Origin of the sequence: Flavimaribacter sediminis (assembly GCF_019492055.1) — a bacterium.
GTDB classification, from domain to species: domain Bacteria; phylum Pseudomonadota; class Alphaproteobacteria; order Rhizobiales; family Rhizobiaceae; genus Flavimaribacter; species Flavimaribacter sediminis.
In genome coordinates, this window is record NZ_JAICBX010000008.1 from 32,949 (window position 1) to 54,013 (window position 21,065).

Consider the following 21,065-nt stretch of genomic DNA (forward strand, 5'->3'; position numbering starts at 1 on the left):
GCGGGCCGAAACTTGGACAGGCGCCTTTGCAGCAGAACATGACGACCATGCGGTGGACGGGTCCAGAACACTGAATTGAGACCTGGTGTTCATCACGGATATATCCTCACGAAAACGCGTAGGTAATTCCGCCGTCGACCAGGATCATCTCGCCGGTGATGAAGGACGCGTCACCGGAAGCGAGAAAGACGGCCGTATTTGCCATGTCTTCCGGTTGGCCAAGGCGACCGATCGGCACCCTTTGTCGGCGCCTTTCCCAGGCCTGCTCGTCAAGCACAAGATTTGCGCCGTCTGTCTGGGTGGGTCCGGGCGCGATCGCGTTGACGCGAATATTCATCGCGCCAAACTCCGCCGCGCCGGAACGGGTCGCAGCCGCGACCGCCGCCTTGACCGAGCTGTACATCACGCCATTCTTCATCGCGAGAACCGCTGAAGGCGATGCGATATTTATGATGACGCCATGGCCGGCGTCGCGCATTTGCGGCAAAACAGCTTGATATCCCCATATCACGCCCTTGAAGCCGACATCGATCATGCGGCCAATGGTGGCCTCTGACTGTTCCTCTAATGGCCCGTAGCGGTTCCACATGGCGTTGTTGACCAGAATGGTGATGGAGCCGAAGGCTTGTTTCAGCGCATCCGCGGCGGCGAAAACATCGTCCCGATTGGCCACATTTCCAGTCAGCGCTACAGCCTCGCCGCCTGCGGCTATGACTGCCTCGGCGCCCTTTTCTGCAAACTCCTGCTTGATATCCAGCACGCCAACCTTGGCGCCTTCGCGAGCGAAAGCTTCCGCTATTGCGCGGCCAATTCCCTGACCGCCCCCGGTCACCAGAGCAACATTTCCCAGTAGTCTTTCAGACACGCCTGCATCCTTCCTGCAAGAAGGAATTCATCCTCGTTGCGTCCTTGGTCCGGAGTCGACGTTCCATAGATCGTACACAGCAACGAGGGCGGTCGCCGCTCGTTGTCAGGGTTTGTGAACCGGCAAGGCGTGGATGTCCTCCCACGAGGTGATCCGGTCAAACCGGGTCACCAACCTGTTTCGCAGCTTGCCATGTGGAGCGGAGTCGAGCTAGAAAATTCTATATGTGATGGCCAATTTCACAATTGTGAAAACCTGGGAGGAGCGCCATGTCAGACAAGCAGGTGAAATCTGCTACGCGGGCCATCGAAATGCTCGAATATTTCAAGCTTGCCCAACAACCGCGCTCGATGTCGGAACTCGCGCACGATTTGGGATATCCTCTGTCCAGCACCACCGTCTTGCTCAAGACTTTGGTAAAAATGGGTTATGTGAACTACGACCGCACACGGCGCGTCTATTTTCCAACGCCGAAGGTCACGGCGCTCGGCGAATGGATTCCGCGCGCATTGTTTGGAGCCGGACAAATTCTCGATGCGCTCAACGACGTTCATGCGGCGACCCATGAAGGGGTGTTCATAGGCGCGAAGAACGATATCTACCTGCAATATCTTAAAACGAAGCAGTCACTCCACGCGCTGCGCTTTCATATCGAGGAAGGCACAGTGCGTCCGATCATCAAGTCCGCCGCAGGCTGGGTGCTTTTGTCGACCCTGACGGACGAAAAGATCGAAAACATGGTGAGGCGGGCGAATATTGCCGTCGGCGCGCCGACTGAACGGGTACGGATCAAGGACATCTTCACGGAAATCGAGAAAATCAGGCGCAACGGTTATGCTTGGGCAGAAAATGTACCATTCCAAGGAGGCGCCACCCTGGCAATATTGCTGGATGTGCAGGTGGATAATCAACCCGTCACGCTGGCGCTCGGAGGCGCTGAACAGCGCATGCGCCAGAATGCGGACAAGTACCTGACTGTGTTGCGCGACGCGGCGAGCACCATTCGCGCCACGCCGGATTTCGATACGCCGATTCAGATTGAAATCTGATTTCAGGCTATCGTTTAACTGTCTGTTATCGTAACGACTTCCGGCCTATCCCAGCTTCCGGAACTTGGCCTGTCCATTTGTCGTGTCGCCTTTATCTCCCGTGCGTTCGGATGAACAATCGGAAACCCTGTCCAGTTGTTCGGTCGAGCGCGAATGTATTGTGGCGGATATTCCATATCGACGCCAAGCGCTGCGGCCGCATGCATCGGCCATCGCGGATTGTCGAGCGCAGCGCGCGCAATCGCCACCATATCAGCTTTCCCGGATGTGATAATCTCTTCAGCCTGCTCCGGTTCGACAATCAGCCCGACAGCCATCGCCGTCAGCCCGGTCTCGGATTTGATGCGGGCGGCGTACTCCACCTGGTGACCGGGCGTCGCCGGAGGTATTTTGCATCCTGGCGCCAGATTGCCCGCCGACATGACGACATAATCGATGCCGATGGCCTCAAGCTCACGCGCAAGCGTGACAGCATCATCGAGCGTCAATCCATCCGGATGATAGTCGGAACTGTTCATCCTGAAACCCAGAGCCTTGTCCGCCGGCCACACCTCGCGAATGGCCTGCGCCACCTCCAGTGGAAATCTCATGCACTTGACGACGTCGCCGCCATACAAATCTCTGCGCCGATTGGTCACGGGCGACAGAAACTGGTGCAGCAGGTAACCATGGGCGCCATGTATCTCCAGCAGGTCGAAACCAGCCCTGTCCGCCCGTTCCGCAGAGTCCTTGAAAGCGCGACGCACCCGCGCCAGGGCGTCAGCGTTCATCTCTGCCGGACAGTGCCACGAATCGTCATAGGCCAGCGCCGACGGCGCCCAGGTCTGCCAGGCGCCCTCTTCCGGCGGAAGTGATTCCCCGCGCCAGCGGTCGCGCACAGATCGGCAGGATGCTCTGCGCCCGGCGTGGCTCAGCTGAATGCCGATGCGAGACGAAGAGAGTTTCCTGGTTTCTGTTACGATTTCCCGCAGCTTTTCTTCATGAGCGTCGTTGTAGAGGCCGAGACATCCGTGTGTTATGCGCCCAGCCGCTTCCGGAGCCGTCGCCTCCATGATGACGAGACCGGCGCCCGACATCATCATCCCACCTATGTGAATCAGGTGCCAGGATTGCGCCAGACCTTCCTCTGCGCTGTACTGGCACATGGGAGATATCGCGATGCGATTCCCGAGAGCCAGGCCTCCGACGGTAATTGGCTGAAACAGGTTGCTCATACTGTCATCCCTCCACGGACATTGTGCGCATTTGCCTCGACACGCGTCAGGCGGAGTAGGCTGCTTCCGCAATACCTCGGACACCGAGGCCGTGTATGGCGAAGAGAGCGCCTGCTTTGGGGTCGTCAGATTTCGTGCGCCCGGTGCCGGAATCGCGAATGGATGTCAGGTAAAGCACATTCATGTCCTCGCCTCCGAATGCCGGGCAACTGGGCAGCGGGACAGGGGTGTCGATCAGTCGATCCAGAGCGCCGTCGGGCGTCAGCCGCGCCAGCTTGCCAATTTGCACAAGACATACCCAGATGCCTCCTTCGGAATCGACCGTCGCTCCATCTGTCGCCGAATTGTGGGTCGACACGTCGCAAAGAATCCGCCGATTGCTCACCGAACCGGTGTCTGGATCATAGTCATAAGCTCGCAGAGCCCGATCGAAACTGTCGGCGAAATAGAGCACGCGGCCGTCCGGGCTGAAACAAGTGGAGTTGGCTATGCCAATCCCCGTCTCCAGTATTTTGACCTGCCCGCCTCCGTTCAGTTGCACCAGTTTGCCGGTTGGCTCATCGGAACCGAGCGCCATCGTTCCGCACAGGAACCGACCCTGCCGGTCCATCTTGCCGTCGTTGAAACGCGCGCTGTCGTCATCGTCGAATGCCTCCACGATCCGTTCAATTTCTCCGCTTTCCAGATCAACGTAATAGAAGCCATTCCGGAGCGCGGCTATCAAGCGCCCCTGCCCCGCCAGAGCGATTGCGCCGATTTCGGCTGGCAATTGCCACGATCTCTGACGGCCCGAAGATGGTTGGAAACGACGGACAATCCCGCTGCGGCTGTCGACCCAGAACATCGAAGCCGTTGACGGGTCCCAGACCGGGCTTTCACCCAGCCAGTCCCGACCGGGTCCGATCCGTTCAAAGCGAATTGTCATCAGGCGCCTCCTCCGTATGCAACGTCACGATATCGGCGAAAATGACCCCGGCGAAGACAGTCGGTCAAAGCAAATAGGCGCGCCCCGTCCAAATTCACCCATGTGAAACTGGGCTTGGCATGCTCATTCATGTTGGCGCGTGAATTAGGTCTCGCTAACGTTGTTGGAGATTGGGAGGCTACAGAACATGCGTTTGGAGGATAAAGTCGCGATAGTGACTGGCGGCGGTTCCGGCTATGGCCGGGCAATCGCCCGGCGCTTTGCGTCCGAAGGCGCGCATGTCGTGGTCGTTGATATCGATCTCGACGCAGCGACTGCCGTTTCCCGCGAAATTCGTGAAGAACCAGGCGAAGGTTTTGCAATTCCCGTCGAGGCGAATGTCTCACAGAACGATGATGTCGAAGCTGCCGTGTCTGTGGCAATCGACAGGTTCGGCCATGTGGACTGCGTGGTCAATAACGCGGGAATTTCACACAAGCCGCAATCCGCGCTCAAACTGACAGACGCTGATTTTGAAGCGGTTTTCGGCGTGAATACGCGGTCTATACTGCTGTTTGCCCGTCACGCCGTGCCCCATATGCAGAAAGTGGGTCGCGGCGGATCGCTCATAACCGTGGCATCGACGGGCGCAGTGCGTCCCCGTCCCGGCATGGCCATATACAATGCGTCGAAAGGCGCGGCGGTGGCGATGTCCAAGACCCTGTCTCTGGAGTTTGCCAGTGACCAGATCCGGGTGAACACGATTTGCCCGGTGGCTGGCGAAACCCCGATGCTGGACAAGTACATGACCGGTGACGGTCAAGCGAACCGCGAAATGTTGCGCAAGACGATACCACTCAATCGGCTCGCCGATCCGGACGATATCGCCAGCGCCGCGCTCTATTTCGCATCAGATGAAGCAGCTTTCGTGACAGGCGTCACGATGGAAGTGGATGGAGGTCGATGTGTCTAGCCGACCGTCCATGCGTACCCGCTTACGAGCACCTGTAACTCACAAGGGAGGAACCAATGAAAACTCGTGACACCACAGTCATTCTGGCCGCAACGCTTGCGGCGGGAACGGCGCTTGCCCCGGTAACCGCGTCGGCCGAAATCTCGGGCGACGTAATCAAGATCGGGATAATGAATGACCAGTCAGGCCCATACGCAGACAATTGCGGCCCGGGAGCCGTCGCCGCCGCAAAGCTGGCGGTTGAAGACGCCGGCGGCGAGGTCAACGGCAAGAAGATTGAAATCGTCGTGGCCGATGATCAGAACAAACCGGATGTCGGCGCCGCGGTCGCGCTGAAATGGCTGGATGAAGAGGGCGTTGACGCGATCGTCAGCTGTTCGGCGTCTTCCATAGCCAGCGCCGTTCACGACATGATGGCTGAGCGCAAGAAGCCGCTGATGCTTTCGGGGACGGCTTCGTCCTTTTTCACCAATGACCGTTGTTCGCCGATGACGACACAGTGGGTCGTCGACACATACGCACTGCCCCGTGCGACGGTCAACGCACTGCTGGGTGAAGGCATCGACAGCTATTATTTCATTACCGTCGACTATGCCTTCGGCAAGGCGTGGGAAGCCGATGCGACAACCTTCATCAAGGATGGCGGCGGCGAGGTCGTGGGTTCTGTCCTGCATCCGCTGGGCTCCAATGACTTTTCGTCATACCTGTTAAGGGCGCAATCCAGCGGCGCGAAAGCTATCGCCTTGGCGAACGCCGGCGGCGATCTCGCAAACACCATGAAGCAAGCTTCGGAATTCGGTGTCGGCACTGACGGCCAGCTGCTGGTTCCACTTGGCATGTTCATCAACAATGCCCACGGCATCGGATTGCCGGTTCTGCAGAACGTTCGTCTGACAACGGCCTTCTATTGGGACATGGATGATGAAACTCGTGCGTTCACGAAGCGATACCAGGACGCTTTCAACGGACGGTTTCCGAACGCACCGCAGGCAGGAACCTACAGCGCCGTCGCCCACTATTTGAAAGCCGCCAAAGCTGCAGATAGCGACGACGGCGAGGCCGTCATGCAGAAGATGAAGGAAATCCCGATCAACGATTTCTCGATGAAAGACGTATCCATCCGCGATGACGGACAGGTCATGCGCCCGCTTTACGCTGCGCGCATCAAGCAACCGGACGAATCCAAGGGTGAATACGACTATTATGATATCATCAGCGAAATCGCTCCAGAGGATGCATGGCGACCTGCTGCTGACAGTCAGTGTGCTTTACTGAAGTAAGATAGATCCAAAACCGCTGATTTCATGACAAGACCACCCTGCGATGGATATCCGCGTAGGGTGGTCGCTGCATTAGCGTCACTCTCCAATCGGGCCGAACGATATCTGGGCGATGGATTTTATGCACGACCAGTTGGCGACAGGCGCGAAACTGCGGATTTTGACGATTGTTGACACGCATTCATGCTATTGCCCGGTAACGAAACCGTGCTTTGCCTATCGTGGTGAGGATGTCGTTCAGACTCTCGAGCGGATCTGCAAAAAGCGGTGGCTATCCGAAGACAATGCGGGTCGACAAGGGCAGCGAATTCATCTCCCGCGAATTTTCGGGCCGCACCCGATACGGTCGCGCCTACCGTCATGGCTTCGGCCACGATCCGCTTCTTGTCTGACATCCGGAAGTTCCGCCGTCCGTCAGGCATGGCCAGCGCCGGGGGAACATAGCCGGTCGAAGTATCCTCGATTTGCCTGTCAGACATATGGCTGACCATATGGCCAGGGCTCCCGCCCCGCCAATACAACAGCCGGCGGGACGGTACCGGGCCTTCGCACCTGAACTTCGCACGCCAGTTGCCAAGCCGCTTCAGAGGCAAACCATGCGCCTCGCAATATTCTCTTTGGTTCAAATCGCTTGCTGCCCAGCCTTCCAGGTGCGAACGCCAGAAAGCCTCGAGCTCAGCGCGTTTCGTATCCTTCATTCGCGGCACGATCATCCCACCTGTTCCACAGACATCACCGTAAAACAGAAGATCGAAGCCGCCGCGCCGAAAACAATCTTGCAGCGCCCAGACGCTTACCATTGCAGACTGTAATTGCTTGTCTAAAAATGGAAATTCCCGCGTTGCAGGGAAATTTCCTGCAGAGACTGGTTCGCTCAATACTGGCTGCACAGCCAATATTTCATGCTTTCACAATCCATGCAGCTAGAAGCGCGTGCTCCGGTTCACGGGTATGCGACCGACGTGACGGGAGCGCCATGACGAGCGCTCCCGGATTTTTGTTACCCGCCGACTTTTATGCCGGCTTCCTCGTAGTATTTGACCGCGCCCGGGTGATAGGGCACATCGCTTGCCGGCGCCATTGTTTCCGGATTGGCGAGACCGAACGGGCCGAAATAGGATTTGAGCGTATCCTTGTTTTCGGCAATCGCCTTGGTGATGTTGTAGACGAGTTCCTCGCTCACATCCTTGTTGGTCAGCATCATCCAGGGAATGCGGATAATGTTCGCACCGCTGGATTCGAGACCGAGATTGTTCTCGTTCTGCGGCATTTCAACGATCGCCGCCGTGGGCATGATCTCCTGAAATGCAGCGAGGGCCTCGGCTGAGTTATTCAAAGATATGTAGCAAAGGCCGCCGCGTCCCTGCAGCTTTACGGCCGCCTGCTTGCCGGCGCCTGAATTCAGGCTGACGAGCGCGACATCGACCAGATCATCGCCAAGGGCGTTGATCCCGGCGACGAAACTGGCCACGGGCACTTGTGTCCCGAAATCATCGTAGGTCATCCCGGCAGTCGCCAGCGCGCCCCTGATATAATAGGCGATGATCGAAGAGGAAGTGTACTCCGCCGCAATCCGCAATTCGCCGGCCTTTGACTTCAGATCATCTACGGTCTTGATGCCGAGATCGCATGGCGCCATGATTCCGGTGGTGAGTGGGAACATCACGCCCACATACATCAGATTGGGATTCGCCCGGTCGTAGTTCCCCGTTCCCTTCAGAGCGAAAGTCGCATCAACGCCGTTGGTGAAACCAAAATCGATTTCTCCGTTGTTGATCAGCGGCAGATAACCGACCAGCGGCTGTGTGCGCGCGGTGATGCCATTCTCGTTCGCCAGTTTGGCGACGGCCTGGCCCGAGTTGTAGGCGAGCGAACCTTGCGCGCCCGTCGCCATCGTGACCACCTGGGCTGACGCCTGCACGGCGCCGAACGCCACGGCAAGCGCCGCCAAAGCGACTGTTTTTCCAAAAATCTTCACTGGATATTCCTCCCTGGGTTTGATTGGACGTCATTCATCGAATGCTCCTCTGCATCCGTCGAATTGGGCGATCGTAAAAGCATCAGAACTCCCCCCACTGCAATGAGCAGGACGGCAGCAAGCCAATGCACGTATTCAGCGAATGGCAAAAACCCCAACGGCATTGCCAATACGCCAAGCACGCCTGCACACAGGCGTATTGCGAAGCCAAGTCGTCGGGACCAGTAACCAACGATAGCGGCTGTAACCGCGCAGATCCCGACGATCGACAGGATCGAAGCGGCCAATATCCCGATCATGTCTCCCTCCAGCAATATGCCGGGAGACGCCACGAAAACGAAGGGAATAATAAATGCCGCCCATCCGATGCGCATTGACGCCCAGCCGGTTGAAAGCGGATCGTCCTTGGTTATTGTCGCCGCCGCAAACGCCGCCAGGGCGATCGGAGGCGTGATCATGGACATCATTCCGAAATAAAGAATGAAAAGATGCGCGGCGATTGGCAGAAGGCCCGCCTCAACCATCGACGGGGCGACGAGCGCAGCCAACAGAACGTAGACGCCCCCCGTGGGCATTCCCATTCCGAGAATGATGCAGATGACGGCCGATATGAGAAGCAGCATGATCACGTTGGAACCGACGGCGTCGACCAGAACCAGAGTCAGCGCAAATCCCAGTCCCGTGACGTTCAGGATACCGATCACGAAACCGGCCGCCGCAACAATCAGAATGAGATTGACCATGCCGACGCCGGTTTCGACGAATACACGCCAGAGCGAGCCGAGGCTCAACCGCTGTCCCCGGTATCCGCGCGCAAACCCCACGATCACGATGACGATCGAGGCAAGCAGCGCGGAGTCCTCCGGATCCACACGCCACCAGAACAGGGCCGCGAGAAGAACAGCGAACGGCAGGAGAAAATGCCACCCATCGGCCAGAACCTGGCGCACCGTCTGCTTTTCTTCGACGCTTGCGCTGACATTGTCGCGTCCGGCTATCAGGTCCACCTGCATGAAGACGGCGATATAGTAGAGGATGGCCGGAATGAGCGCGGCAGACACGACGGAGTAATAGGAAATCTCTAGAAATTCTGCCATGAGGAACGCGGCGGCCCCCATGATCGGCGGCGTCAGTTGTCCTCCGGTCGACGCCACGGCTTCGATCGCGCCTGCATCCCTCTTCGTATAACCGCCGCGCTGCATGAGCGGGATGGTGATCACGCCGGTCGTCACGACATTGGAAACGGCGCTGCCCGAAATCGAACCGAACATCGCCGAAGCAACAATCGAGACCTTGGCGCTGCCCCCGCGAGACCGGCCGGTGGCAGCCATGGCGAGATCCGTAAAGAAAGTCCCGCCGCCCGCCGCAAACAGCAGGTTGCCGAAGAAAACGAAGAGCAGGACGATTACGGTCGCGACCGCCAGCGGTATCGAGAACACCGCAGACGGATCGAAGCCGACATATTGCACAAGGCGAACGGGGCTGAGCTCCTTGCCGATGAGCCGGCCCGGAACCTTGTCGGCGACGAGGGCATAGAGCAGGAAAATCCCAACCAGCGCGAAAAGCAGCCAGCCGGTTCGCCGGCGGACGCCCTCCATGACAGTGATCGTGACCACAGCGCCGACCAGGGTGATCTGCCAGGGCCGGTAAGGCTGTTCCTTGAGCAGCCAGATATAATCCCATGCCGCATACATGAGCGTCAGGAAAGCGATGACAGCAACGGCGCCGTCAACGAGACCGAGCCTCTCCTTGACGTCTCCGCGCCAATCGAAACTGAGATAGCAGATGGTCAGCGCCAACCCGAGTTGAAAGGCCATGTACTGCTGAAGGAGAATGGCGAAGCCCAGGCGGGTCGGCGCAGAGATGTTCCACAGAATGCAGGCGACGCACATGACAGCGGCAAGCCCCGCCACCAGCCAGTCACGCGGCTTGTTTGTCGATGATTGTGTCAACGAGCCCCCCTCCCCATCCACTGCGCCCAGTCAGTCTCGCGCCTCCCTGTGGAGGACAGACCGGAACCTCGCGAGGATACTGAGAAAACGCCGCGTGGTGAAGAAGAGAGTCCGAGCACCCGACCGCAGAGGATGATGAGAGCCCTTCCCATTCCGCCTTTACCCGACCTGCTGTCCGTTGACGACCAGAGTGACTTGGGGTTCGAGGGCCGTCGACGCGGCCACATGCATGAAACAGGTCCGCGCTGCGATGGTCAGCAGGTTGAGATGAATCTCGTCGGGAGCCTGACCGTTGAGGAACAGATGGGTGTCGATTGCGTCGCATCGCCCCTCAGCACCGGTCAGGAACGGCGTAAACTGCACGAGCCGGGCCGCCGAAATATCCAGCTTCTGTGCATCGATGTATCTCTGCAACTGGGTCAGATAGCAGAGACCGATACCGGCCGACATCAACCCGAGACCGGAAGGCGCGGCATCGGTGTCGCTCTCGTCAGAGATCATGCGGAAATGGGTCATGCCAGGACGGCCGATCCAGGTGTCTGTCTCAAATTCGCCGGTCTGGTCCCGCGACTCTCCTTGGGCTTCGATCGTGAAGCACCTCTTTTGCGCGGACGTTAGCGGCACGGCGGGACTTTCGCCGCTTTCGACGACATCGCACTTCCGGATGAGATCATTTCTTGGTTCACCGCTTGACGGTCGCGGGGGGCGTTTGTGCGCAAGGAACGGGTCCATCGCATCCTGCGCGGAGGAGTTCGGATGATCTGCCAATTCCCGCCGTCGTCCGTTTATGTAGAGCGCGAAAGTGTTTTCCTGCATGGGACGGCGCAACAGGGCGATGGCCGGCGAGGCGTCCATCGCCGCCTCAATAAGGGAACCGGCCTCCTCGAGCCCAAGGGCGCCGTCCATTTCGATCCGGAATTCGACCGTTTCCGAATAGGCCTTCGCCGTGGAGTGGACAAATGATCCGTCGGTTCCGAACAAATGAGACATGCGGATGCGCAGCCGATCCAGTCCCAGCTGACGCTGGTTGGCGATACGTCGCGTCCGATTTGAGATGTCGCCCATAACGCCCGCGTTGAAATAACCGAGCGGAAACGGAGCTAGGTCGTCCCCCTTCATGACCTTGCCTTCGTCTGACGCCAGGCGCCAGACACTGCCCGTCTCGCCCTCTGTGACGATGGCTTCCTTCTGATGGCCGGATAGCGTGCGCGCCTCGACCTTGAAGGTGTCCGAGCCCGTTCCGATAATGGCGGGAGAGCGTTCGGATCCGTGGCGCACCTTGAAGCCCAGCGGATCGCCGAACTGCAGAATCGATTCTGTGAGCGCGATTGTCATGCGTCCTCTCCCCCTTCGCGACGCATCCTCTTGCATCACCGTAGTTTCGACGGCGTCTGAAGCGGGTGGTTTGGTTAAGGGCCCAGGGCCTTTTCCACCACTTCGACATTCCGTGAACTGTTAGCTGACAGGATCGATGCTTTACCAGGCGAGTCAACCGGTTGGCGGCTGCGTTTCAACAAGCGGAACGCTCCGATGCGCTCTGTTACGCACCGCGGAGGTCTTCACTATAGTCATTTGTGCAGTGGGAAAGATCGCGTTCGCGAGGACAGGACGGCAGCAGGAGGCGGGAAGAGGCAATGCTCAACAGCACGAAATTCTACATTGACGGCGCCTGGGTCGAACCAGTCGAAACCGTTCGTCTGGCTATCGAAAACCCGGCCACGGAAGAATCCGTCGGCGAGATCAGTCTCGGAACCCGCGCAGATGTCGATCGCGCCGTCATGGCTGCGCGCCGGGCCTTTGCTTCCTATTCACTCACCTCGAGAGAAGAGCGTCTCGGATATCTCGAACGCATCATCTCGGGATTCAGGAAACGACTGCCTGAAATCGCCGGAATGATGACGGCGGAAATGGGCGCCCCGATCACTTTCTCGACCCAGCGTCAGGCGACGGTCGCCCTTTTCCATTTCGAGGAGGCGGCGCGTGTGCTGGCGAACTTCCAGTTCGAATGGAAAGAAGGGGTCGGCAGCATCCGGCGCGAACCTATCGGTGTCTGCGGTCTGATTACGCCTTGGAACTGGCCTCTCAATCAGGTTGGCTCCAAGCTTGCTCCCGCAATTGCGACCGGATGCACGGTTGTGCTCAAGCCGAGCGAAATAGCGCCGCTTAGCGCCATGCTGCTCGCCGAAATCATAGACGAGTCCGGTCTGCCGCCGGGAGTGTTCAATCTGGTGAACGGCGATGGCCCCGAAGTTGGCGAAGCGATCGCTTCGCACCCGGAAGTCGACATGGTCTCGTTTACCGGCTCGACCGCAGCCGGAATACGCGTGGCCCAGCTTGCAGCTCCGACCGTCAAACGGGTGGCTCAGGAACTCGGCGGAAAATCCGCCAACATAATCCTTCCCGACGCCGACATAGCGTCCGCGGTCGTGGCGGGCGTTCATGCGTGTTACACAAACGGGGGGCAGAATTGCCAGTCACCGACGCGCATGCTGGTGCACAATACGCACCGCGACCAGGCTGTCGAAGCTGCCCGCGGCGCTGTCGAAACCATCAGGGTGGGCGATCCCGCCGATCCGGAAACCGGGCTCGGGCCGCTGGTCAGCCGCCAGCAGTTCGACAAGGTTCAGGAGCTCATCCAGTCAGGGATCGATGAGGGAGCAACGCTGGTCGCAGGCGGGACAGGCAAACCTGACGGCGTCAACAGGGGCTACTTCGTCAAACCGACTGTCTTTGCCGATGTCGTGCGGGGCATGCGCATCGCCGAAGAGGAAATCTTCGGACCCGTCCTCTCCATCATGAGCTACGAGACCGAAGACGAAGCGGTGGAGATCGCCAACGCCACCCCCTTCGGCCTTGCCGGTTTCGTGCAGTCCACGGACCCGAAGAAGGCGCGGGAGATCGCAAACCGGATGCAGGCCGGGCGCGTGTATTACAACGGCGCTCCCTTCGACAGGGCGTTGCCGTTTGGCGGCTACAAGCAGTCGGGAAACGGCCGGGAGTTCGGCCGTTTCGGCTTCGAGGAATATCTCGAGGTAAAGGCTCTGCTCGGCTTCCCGGACGCCTGACCGGTTCGAACCCAATAGATTCGTGGCAGGCGCGCAAATCAAAATACAGGAGTAATACCGCCTGGCAGGCCAGGCGGTGGGCAATGTCGGCGGCGTCACGCAAGCGCGTCGGGCATCTGTGACGGCCGCACCACGACCCTCGCGCCATCGGTCACCCGGTTGTAGAGGTCGATGACGTCCTGGTTCAGCATCCTGATACAGCCGGACGACACGGCTTGACCAATGGACTGAGCCTCCGGGTTTCCGTGGATGCGGTAGAGCGTATCCTGCCCGTTCTCGAACAGGTACAGCGCTCTGGCGCCCAGCGGGTTGTCAAGACCCGGATCCATGCCGCCATTGGCGACCGAATAGGGTTCCAGTTCGGGTTGTCTCGCCACCATGTCGTCCGGCGCCTTCCATCGCGGCCATTGGCGCTTGTACTGAACGACTGCGTCCCCCGACCAGGAAAATCCCTGGCGTCCAACGCCGACGCCGTAGCGCATGGCCGAGCCCCCCTCTTCCACGAGATGCAGATAAAAGGCGTTTGGATCGACGACGATAGTTCCGACCCGTTCATCCGGAAACGGATTTTCCACCCGCTGACGCCAAAAGCGCTGCGGAACCACGTCAGGCGGCACGGCCGGTATCGGATAGGGTTCGGTCGGCACAGCAGCGTAGAATGAGGGCATCACGGAGGGTTGCCGAGCGATTGCGTTTACTGATCCGCTGGACCGATTGCCTGTGCTGGCACAGCCGGTGAGGGCGGCAAAGGCTGCCACGCCCAGGAATGAGCGACGTTTCATCATTGTGTTTTCGTTTCCTGAGACCTGAAAATTCCGACCGCGACAAGCGGGCCGGGCGACGGACGATCAGGACCGAAAACGGGGCGGGTGGAATATGCCTTCGAGCATCAGACCCTCCAGCGATGCGTCCGAAAGCGGGCCGCAAAGTCTGGCGGCCCCCGACATCAGGCGTTCGACCGGGCGATCCTGGGTCAGAATGGTTCCTGCGCAGAGACTGTTGCCGCCGCTGCCCTGCAGACATCGCTTGGACGGCGCCTGCGCAGAAGTCGATCCATCGGAACCACCCGCAAAGGCGCTCGCCTGTGTAGCAGACAGATCCGCGGAGACGTCCGCCTGCGCGCTTGCGTGCGCGGACTTCGCCATGCCGAGACTGACCGGAGCAAGGACAAGCAGACTGACAATGAGAACGCGAAGCAACACCATAAGTCTTTACCTACAGCGAAATGCGGCGATTTCCAGTCACAAAGGCTTGTTCATGCGGCCGCGCGATAATTCAGGTCCAGATAGGAGCTCGCGACCATCTCGTCGATAAAGCGCGGAACCGGCACGACGCAGGATTCCGCGCCGACCTTGCCGCGCGCAACGGCTTCAAGGCATCGCGCCTGAAGCGCGAAGCCGAGATCCATCGATTCGATCGAATTGCCCAGCGGCCGCGGCCCCGCCAGATTGAACATGTGCCCTTCGGAAATCAGGTGGATCGCGCGTCCATCTTCAAGACGCAGGGTTTCGACGCCGTCCTCGTAGGCGACGCGCTCCGTCACCGCGTTGCTGCCTGCGATCGCCGCGGCGTCTATTTCGACTGGAAAGTGCCCGGCGTTGGCGAGAATCGCGCCATCCCTGAGAAGCGGCAAGTCGGCCTCGCCAATGACCCGGCCGTTGCCGGTCACGGTCACGATCAGGTCAGCGCTCGCAATTGCGCGCTCGCGCGACGGCGTATCGTAACCGTCAAGATGCGCCTGCAGGCGCTTGACCGGGTCCGCCTCGACGACGCTGACCTTGGCGTTGGCCGCGCGGAAATTCCGGGCGACGCCGCGGCCGCAAGCTCCATAGCCGAAAACCGTCACCCGCTGACCATTGGTGACGCGGTTGGTGATCCGCATATAGGATTCCAGAACGCTCTGGCCAACGGCGTGTTCGTTTTCGGCGAACTGCTTGATCGGACTGTCGTTGATGACAAGGATCGGCATGACCAACTCATCGCGCAGCGGTTCTAACCGCATCCGGCCGGAGGTCGTTTCCTCGGTCCCTCCTTTCAGGTTTCCGTAGGGCTTTTTCAGAAACCGGTCGAACAGATCGCCGCCATTGTCGAGAATGATATCCGGTTTTTCGTCGATGACCTTTTCCAGATAGGTTCCGTGTTCGGCCGCGTCGCGGGTCGGCTGTCCGATGACGGTCACTCCGCGCGCGCCGAGATAATCCATGGCGGCCGGCTGCGTGGTGTTGAGATTGCCGGTCGAGACCAACCGCGCTCCGCCGTCCTGCAACGTCAGAATAAGCGCAACTGTCTTCGGCTCCAGATGAATGCCAGTGCCGATGGTCATGCCGGCGAAGGGCTGTTCGACGCGGAACTCCTCGGAAATCGAGGCGAGCAGGCGGCAGTTTCGCCGCACCCAGTCTATGCGGTTGTTCATTATTGTTTCCTTTTCTGAATGCACTTCCGGGTCAGTAATCCCGCGGATCAATGTTCTTGGTCTCCGGACCGTATGGGCGTGGATAGATTTCTCCGAGTTCCACCAGTTCCATCTCGCTGTCGGTCGGCGCGCTGACGACCGTCACGGTCGGGTCCGCGCAGGCGAACTCCCAGATTGCCTGACGGCATTCGGCGCATGGAATCCCCGAATAGGGTCCGACGACGGCGACGGCGCGCAATTGCCGCTGGCCGCTGGCGACCATTTTCAGGATCGCCGTCCGCTCGGCGTGAACCGTCTGCTGCAGTGTTACGAACTCGATGTTGCAGCCGGCGTGTATCCCGCCTTCGCCGTCGAGCACCGCCGCGCCGACCGTATGCCTGCTATAGGGCGCATAGGCGTGTTCGCGGCATTCCGTCGCCGCAGCGATCAGACGCTTCACCTCTTCATCGCTTATCCTGGTCATCTCACCCATCCCGTCACCTGTTGTCCTCATCGGCCGGAAGCAAGGACGCCTTGTCGAGATCGAGCGCAAGCACGATCGCATCGCCTGCGGCGAATTCACTGTCTTCCGCAGCCTCTATGACGCCGATATCTCCGGTCGATGTTTTCACCCGCATCCGCGTGATCGTACCGGCATAGGCCACCGTCTCGACCGTGGCGGGCATGGTCAAAATCCGGTCGCCCGGATCATTGGCGCCGGCAAGAGAAACCTGATCGGAGCGCCAGAGCAGCCTGACAGGCCCCTGCAGGCCGTGTCCGCTTGACGCGACCTCCGTATTCAGCTCACGCAGCGTCACACTGTCGCCGGACGCCATCGCCGAGATCGACAAAGAGTCGCCGAGAAAATCGGCCACAAACAAAGTCGCAGGTCGCCGGTACACTTCCCGCGGCTTGCCTTCCTGCTCGACGCGTCCCTTGTTGAACACCACGACCCGGTCGCTCATGGAAAGCGCTTCCTCCTGGTCGTGCGTGACGTAGATGATGGTCACGCCCAGTTCTTCGTGGAGCGTCTTGATTTCAAGCTGCAGGTCGCCGCGCAGCCTGCGGTCAAGCGCGCCGAGCGGTTCGTCCATGAGAAGCACATCCGGATTGAAGACCACCGCCCTTGCAATAGCGACCCGCTGTTGCTGGCCGCCGGAAAGCTGTTCCGGTTTGCGGTCTCCGAATCCATCGAGCGCGACCAGAGAAAGGGCCTTTCCGACCGCTTCCCTGCGCTCAGCCTTCGAAACACCGCGCATGCGGAGCGGAAACTCGATGTTCTCGGCGACGCTCATGTGCGGAAACAGGGAATAATTCTGGAAAACCACGCCGATATTTCGGTGTTCGGGCGCAATGCCGGTCATGTTTCCTCCGTCCAGAAGAACGCTGCCTGCATCGGGGTCGTCGAAACCCGCAACGAGGTTCAGCACCGTCGTCTTGCCCGATCCGGACGGACCGAGCATGGAAACGAATTCGCCCGGTTCGACATGCAGATTGAGGTCGTCGAGTACAATCTGCGAACCGTAACTCTTGCGAACGTTTTCGAGCCTGATGCTCTTGGCGAAGTGGCCGGCTTTCATCGTCTGACCCTTTCGAAAAGCATCAAACTGATCATCAGCAGAAGCGCTGCGGTGAAGAGAATGCTGGAGACAGCCGCCACGGTGGGGTCGACCCGCTCGGTAATCTGCGCCCACATGCGCACCGGCGCCGTCTCGTAGGTCGGGCTCGACAGGAACTTCGCGATCACCACCTCGTCCCACGAACTGACGAAGGCGAACACTGCTCCCGACAGGACGCCGGACGAAATGATCGGCAGCGTGACCCGGAAGAACGTGGACACCGGTCCGGCCCCCAGGCTTCGCGCCGCGCGCAGCAGAACCGGATTGACCTGACGCGCCGCCGACATGGTCGTAACCACGACAAGCGGAACTCCGATCATGACATGGGCGGCCACCAGTCCAGACCGGTCGAAAAGCCCGAGCCATGCGTAGATTTTGTACATGCCGATCCCGACCACGATCGTCGGCACCACGAGCGGCGTAATGATGAAAGCGAGCACGAACTGCTTTCCAGGCCATTGTTTCAGCGCCAGGCTGACGCCGGCCGGAACGCCGAGCAGCACGGCGATGATCGTGGACAAAAGCGCCACCTCGAGACTGTGCCACAGGCTCGCCAGCCATTCCGGGCTGTCGAACAGGCGCGCATACCACTTGGCGCTGAAGCCTTTCGGCGGCCAGGACAGGAACGGCACTTCCGTAAAGCTCATCGGAATGATGATCAACGACGGCGCAAGCAGAATGATCAGGATCGGCGTCATCAGAAGCGATGTCACAAGACCGCGATACCCTGACGCCTTACGGATTTGCGATGTGGATGAAGTCTGCATCAGGCGAAGAATATCCTGCTGACGGCTCGCCATCCGATAGCAAGAAACAGAAGCACGAAGAAGGTTACGATCGCCGACATTGCTCCTGCTGCTCCCCAATCGAGCAGACTGGTGACCTGCGCGTCGATCAATACGGCGATCGGCTGGTCTCCGGGTCCTCCGAGCAGAACCGGCGTGATGAAGTATCCGAGGCTAAGCACGAAAACGAGGACGGTGCCGGCGATCATGCCGACCCGCGTCGCGGGAAAGAAGACTTCGAGGAATGAACGGACCGGGCCTGCGCCGAGACTGCGCGAAGCGCGCAACAGTGTGCCGTCGAACCGCGCCATGCTCACATAGGCCGGAAAGATGCTGAAAGGCAGCAGGATCTGGGCCATGCCCACCGTGACGGCGAAGGACGTTCTCAGCATACCCACCGGCTGCGCAATGACGCCCGTGTTGATCAGGATCCAGTTTACGATTCCCGTATCCCTCAAAATGACCGTCCAGGCGAAGCTGCGCACCAGCAGGCTGGTGCAGAGCGGCAGAAGCGCGCAGAAGATCAGGATGGCGCGCAACCCCGGGCTGCTCCTGTACATGACGTAGGCGTAGACATATCCGAGCACCGCGCAAACGATCGAGACGAGGACGGCGGTGCGGACCGTATTGATCGCAAAGATCGCGAAGGTCGGGTCGGTCAGAACGGACCGGAAGTTCGACAGACCGGCGTTTTCAGGCTCCGTCACACTGTTCGAAATGATCGTGGCGGCAGGAAGCATGAAGAGAACAAGGAGCGCTGCAAGAAGCGGCCAGATGCCGAGGCTGTCGGGTAACGACACGGGCCAGCTTCTTGCTTCGGGGCGAACGACAGTCGTCACTGGGCGCTTTTCCAGGCCTGATAGCGGGATTCGATCATCTTCGAATTCTCGGCGATCCACTGATCATCGAAAACCGCATAGGGTTTGTCGAGGTGGCTGGAGGGAAGATCCGGCGCCATCTCGGGATTGGGCGATGCGTTGACGTTCGAAGGACCGAGCGGCAGATCCGCGCTCATGGTCTCGTTGATGGGCTTGCTCACGGCAAAGGCGATAAGGTTCATGGCCTCGTCGACGTTCTTCGAGCCCTTGGGCACGGTCAGATAGGCGGCGGCGAGGATCTGCTCCTCGAAAATGTAATCCACCGGCATTTCCAGCGCCACCTTGGCGTCATAGGCGCGCGCATTATAGGTCATCACCATCGCAACTTCACCGGATCCGACCAGTTCCTCGGACTGGGCGCCGCTCTGCCAGAAGACGAGCGATGGCTTGATGGTGTCCAGCTTGGCGATCGCGCGATCAATGTCCATAGGGTAAAGCGCGTCGGGCTTCACGCCATCGGCGAGCAACGCGATCTCGAAAATGCCGCCGACCGAATAATCCATCACCGCCCGCTTGCCCGGAAATTTCTCAAGATCGAAGAAATCGGCCCAGCCTTCCGGCTTCGTCGTCACCTGATCCGTGTTGTAGGCAAGCTGGATCGAATAGATCATGTTCGCGACACGATATGCGGAGGCAAAGCCCGGGATGATCTCGTCCTTCGGCACGACCGAGTAGTCGATCGGAACCAGCCATTCGCCATCGGCGTCCGTGCCCCACGAATTGTCGCCATTGTAGACGTCCCAGACGACCCTTCCCGCTTCCACCATGGCGCGGAGCTTGGCGTTGTCGGTGCCGGCCACGGAAACAACCTTGTTTCCGGTCTCTTCCTGCCAGGGGTCAAGCACCCGTGTTTGTACGGTGTCGTGGTATGCGCCGCCGCCGTCGACCCAGACCAAGGTCGCGTCCTCGGCGATTGCAGGCGCCGCCGCAGATCCGACGGCGAGCACGGTGGCGAGTATGCGGATGCTAGATGAAAGAGGCATTTGCGGGTTCCCCATTGCTGTGTTGGATTGATCAAGTCAATCGTATGACTAACCATCTCTCATGTTGAAATCCCTGTCAATACTACGTATGACGATTTCATAGAGAGGTGTGTTGTGAAAACGGGTCCATCGCCAATTACGAGCAATTCGGTCGCTAAAGCCGCGGGCGTTTCCCAGTCGACGGTTTCCCTTGTCATGTCCGGAAAATCGGCGGGGCGCGTTTCCGACAACACCAGGGACCATGTCATGGCTGTCGCGGACAAACTGGGATACCGGCCCAACGCCACGGCCCGCATGCTGCGCACGGGCGTTCTCAACATCCTTGCGCTCGCAGTGCCCAATGTTAAGCAGCCCTTTTTCGGGGAGATCTTCGTCGCGGCCGAAAAGGCCGCCCGGCAGGCGGACCACGCAGTGGTTCTGATCGACACGCAAAACGATCCGAAATGGGTCGAGAGGATCATCGACATGGTCCGCGGCCGGATGATCGCCGGATCCATCGTCTACGCCAGCGACAGCGATGACGAACCGAGACTGGCGGAGATCGCCGACCAGGTGCTGGTCATCGAGGGGCAAAATTCGGGCTCGCTGGTCGATATCAACGTTGAAAGCGGCGTCGACGCCGTTGTCGAGCACCTGGCGGGCCTCGGACATACAGGCATCGGCTACCTGAGCGCCGATTACCCGAAGGTGACGTTCCAGCGTCGCTTCGACTATTTTCGGAAAAAGCTCCGGGACCTTGGTTTGGAATTCAGGAACGCGTGGCATTCCGGCGCGACCTTCGAAATCGAGGCTTCGACGCCGGGCGCGGAGAAACTGGCGCGCCAACGGGAAATCACCGCGATCGTCTGTGACGACGACCTGCTGGCCGCCGGTGTCTACCGCGCCGCGCGCAAGGCAGGCCGCGCGATACCGGACAATCTATCGGTCGTCGGGTTCAACGACATCGAGTTGGCGCGTGTGCTCAGCCCGGAGCTTACGACGCTCGCCATTCCGACGGAGCGGATTGCGCAGGAAGCGGTTCACAAGCTTCTGGAAAAGCTTGAAGATCCGGCCAGGGCGTCATCCTCCTACGAGGCGGAGCTCACCCTGAAGATCCGGTTTTCGACGGCGCGACCTGCAAAAGGCTGA

At 59.5% G+C, this 21,065-nt stretch carries 19 protein-coding genes and 2 pseudogenes; 6 read left to right on the forward strand and 15 right to left on the reverse strand.

Annotated elements, in window-relative coordinates:
• Nucleotides 1–106 precede the first annotated feature (106 nt).
• Nucleotides 107–865, reverse strand: coding sequence for an SDR family NAD(P)-dependent oxidoreductase (locus K1W69_RS26110; RefSeq protein ID WP_220231431.1), 759 nt, complete (start codon nucleotides 863–865; stop codon nucleotides 107–109).
• A 269-nt stretch (nucleotides 866–1,134) separates the two neighbouring features.
• Between K1W69_RS26110 and K1W69_RS26115 the strand changes: the two genes are divergently transcribed.
• Nucleotides 1,135–1,914 carry an IclR family transcriptional regulator gene (locus tag K1W69_RS26115; RefSeq protein WP_220231432.1) on the forward strand — a complete coding sequence of 260 codons (780 nt, stop codon included), beginning with the start codon at nucleotides 1,135–1,137 and terminating at the stop codon, nucleotides 1,912–1,914.
• Nucleotides 1,915–1,928: 14 nt separating this feature from the next.
• Here the strand turns inward: K1W69_RS26115 and K1W69_RS26120 are convergent, their stop codons facing one another.
• Nucleotides 1,929–3,128 (reverse strand): NADH:flavin oxidoreductase/NADH oxidase, encoded by a 1,200-nt coding sequence (locus K1W69_RS26120; protein WP_220231433.1) that lies wholly within the window; start codon nucleotides 3,126–3,128, stop codon nucleotides 1,929–1,931.
• A 46-nt stretch (nucleotides 3,129–3,174) separates the two neighbouring features.
• On the reverse strand, nucleotides 3,175–4,053 hold the full coding sequence (locus K1W69_RS26125) for an SMP-30/gluconolactonase/LRE family protein (RefSeq protein ID WP_220231434.1): 879 nt from the start codon (nucleotides 4,051–4,053) through the stop codon (nucleotides 3,175–3,177).
• A gap of 187 nt (nucleotides 4,054–4,240) precedes the next feature.
• On the opposite strand from K1W69_RS26125, the gene K1W69_RS26130 reads away from it, so the two are divergent.
• From K1W69_RS26130 to K1W69_RS26140, 3 genes and pseudogenes are all read left to right on the forward strand, one after another.
• Nucleotides 4,241–5,005: a glucose 1-dehydrogenase gene (locus K1W69_RS26130; protein WP_220231435.1), complete on the forward strand. Its 765-nt coding sequence runs from the start codon at nucleotides 4,241–4,243 to the stop codon at nucleotides 5,003–5,005.
• A gap of 56 nt (nucleotides 5,006–5,061) precedes the next feature.
• Nucleotides 5,062–6,285: an ABC transporter substrate-binding protein gene (locus K1W69_RS26135; protein ID WP_220231436.1), complete on the forward strand. Its 1,224-nt coding sequence runs from the start codon at nucleotides 5,062–5,064 to the stop codon at nucleotides 6,283–6,285.
• Between the two features lie 76 nt (nucleotides 6,286–6,361).
• Nucleotides 6,362–6,608: pseudogene (locus K1W69_RS26140) on the forward strand (integrase catalytic domain-containing protein); the annotation flags it as partial.
• Nucleotides 6,609–6,842: 234 nt separating this feature from the next.
• Here K1W69_RS26140 and tnpA read toward each other — a convergent pair.
• From tnpA to K1W69_RS26155, 4 genes and pseudogenes are all read right to left on the reverse strand, one after another.
• Nucleotides 6,843–7,085: pseudogene (gene tnpA / locus K1W69_RS27525) on the reverse strand (IS66 family insertion sequence element accessory protein TnpA); the annotation flags it as partial.
• A gap of 200 nt (nucleotides 7,086–7,285) precedes the next feature.
• Complete coding sequence (locus tag K1W69_RS26145) at nucleotides 7,286–8,263, reverse strand: TAXI family TRAP transporter solute-binding subunit (RefSeq protein ID WP_220231437.1); 978 nt, start codon at nucleotides 8,261–8,263, stop codon at nucleotides 7,286–7,288.
• On the reverse strand, nucleotides 8,260–10,215 hold the full coding sequence (locus K1W69_RS26150) for a TRAP transporter permease (protein ID WP_220231438.1): 1,956 nt from the start codon (nucleotides 10,213–10,215) through the stop codon (nucleotides 8,260–8,262). The genes K1W69_RS26145 and K1W69_RS26150 overlap by 4 nt, the downstream gene beginning before the upstream one ends.
• A 159-nt stretch (nucleotides 10,216–10,374) precedes the next feature.
• The gene (locus K1W69_RS26155; protein ID WP_220231439.1) at nucleotides 10,375–11,550 is read right to left on the reverse strand and encodes a hypothetical protein; all 1,176 of its coding nucleotides are present in this window, start codon (nucleotides 11,548–11,550) and stop codon (nucleotides 10,375–10,377) included.
• Between the two features lie 299 nt (nucleotides 11,551–11,849).
• Between K1W69_RS26155 and K1W69_RS26160 the strand changes: the two genes are divergently transcribed.
• Nucleotides 11,850–13,280, forward strand: coding sequence for an aldehyde dehydrogenase family protein (locus K1W69_RS26160; protein ID WP_220231440.1), 1,431 nt, complete (start codon nucleotides 11,850–11,852; stop codon nucleotides 13,278–13,280).
• A gap of 95 nt (nucleotides 13,281–13,375) precedes the next feature.
• Here the strand turns inward: K1W69_RS26160 and K1W69_RS26165 are convergent, their stop codons facing one another.
• The 8 genes from K1W69_RS26165 to K1W69_RS26200 form a co-directional block, all read right to left on the reverse strand.
• A complete protein-coding gene (locus tag K1W69_RS26165) occupies nucleotides 13,376–14,065 on the reverse strand; it encodes a L,D-transpeptidase (RefSeq protein WP_220231441.1) in 690 nt (229 codons plus the stop codon).
• A gap of 63 nt (nucleotides 14,066–14,128) precedes the next feature.
• On the reverse strand, nucleotides 14,129–14,485 hold the full coding sequence (locus K1W69_RS26170) for a hypothetical protein (protein WP_220231442.1): 357 nt from the start codon (nucleotides 14,483–14,485) through the stop codon (nucleotides 14,129–14,131).
• 50 nt (nucleotides 14,486–14,535) lie between these two features.
• Nucleotides 14,536–15,693 (reverse strand): adenosylhomocysteinase, encoded by a 1,158-nt coding sequence (locus tag K1W69_RS26175; RefSeq protein ID WP_220231443.1) that lies wholly within the window; start codon nucleotides 15,691–15,693, stop codon nucleotides 14,536–14,538.
• 31 nt (nucleotides 15,694–15,724) lie between these two features.
• On the reverse strand, nucleotides 15,725–16,156 hold the full coding sequence (locus K1W69_RS26180; protein WP_220231444.1) for a cytidine deaminase: 432 nt from the start codon (nucleotides 16,154–16,156) through the stop codon (nucleotides 15,725–15,727).
• A 13-nt stretch (nucleotides 16,157–16,169) separates the two neighbouring features.
• Nucleotides 16,170–17,252: an ABC transporter ATP-binding protein gene (locus tag K1W69_RS26185; protein ID WP_220231445.1), complete on the reverse strand. Its 1,083-nt coding sequence runs from the start codon at nucleotides 17,250–17,252 to the stop codon at nucleotides 16,170–16,172.
• Nucleotides 17,249–18,058 (reverse strand): ABC transporter permease, encoded by an 810-nt coding sequence (locus K1W69_RS26190; protein WP_220231446.1) that lies wholly within the window; start codon nucleotides 18,056–18,058, stop codon nucleotides 17,249–17,251. Before K1W69_RS26190 ends, K1W69_RS26185 begins: the two co-directional genes overlap by 4 nt.
• A complete protein-coding gene (locus tag K1W69_RS26195) occupies nucleotides 18,058–18,915 on the reverse strand; it encodes an ABC transporter permease (RefSeq protein WP_220231447.1) in 858 nt (285 codons plus the stop codon). Before K1W69_RS26195 ends, K1W69_RS26190 begins: the two co-directional genes overlap by 1 nt.
• Nucleotides 18,912–19,937 (reverse strand): extracellular solute-binding protein, encoded by a 1,026-nt coding sequence (locus K1W69_RS26200; RefSeq protein WP_220231448.1) that lies wholly within the window; start codon nucleotides 19,935–19,937, stop codon nucleotides 18,912–18,914. The genes K1W69_RS26195 and K1W69_RS26200 overlap by 4 nt, the downstream gene beginning before the upstream one ends.
• Nucleotides 19,938–20,051: 114 nt before the next feature.
• Here K1W69_RS26200 and K1W69_RS26205 point away from each other — a divergent pair, with 114 nt between their 5' ends.
• Nucleotides 20,052–21,065, forward strand: coding sequence for a LacI family DNA-binding transcriptional regulator (locus K1W69_RS26205; RefSeq protein WP_220231449.1), 1,014 nt, complete (start codon nucleotides 20,052–20,054; stop codon nucleotides 21,063–21,065).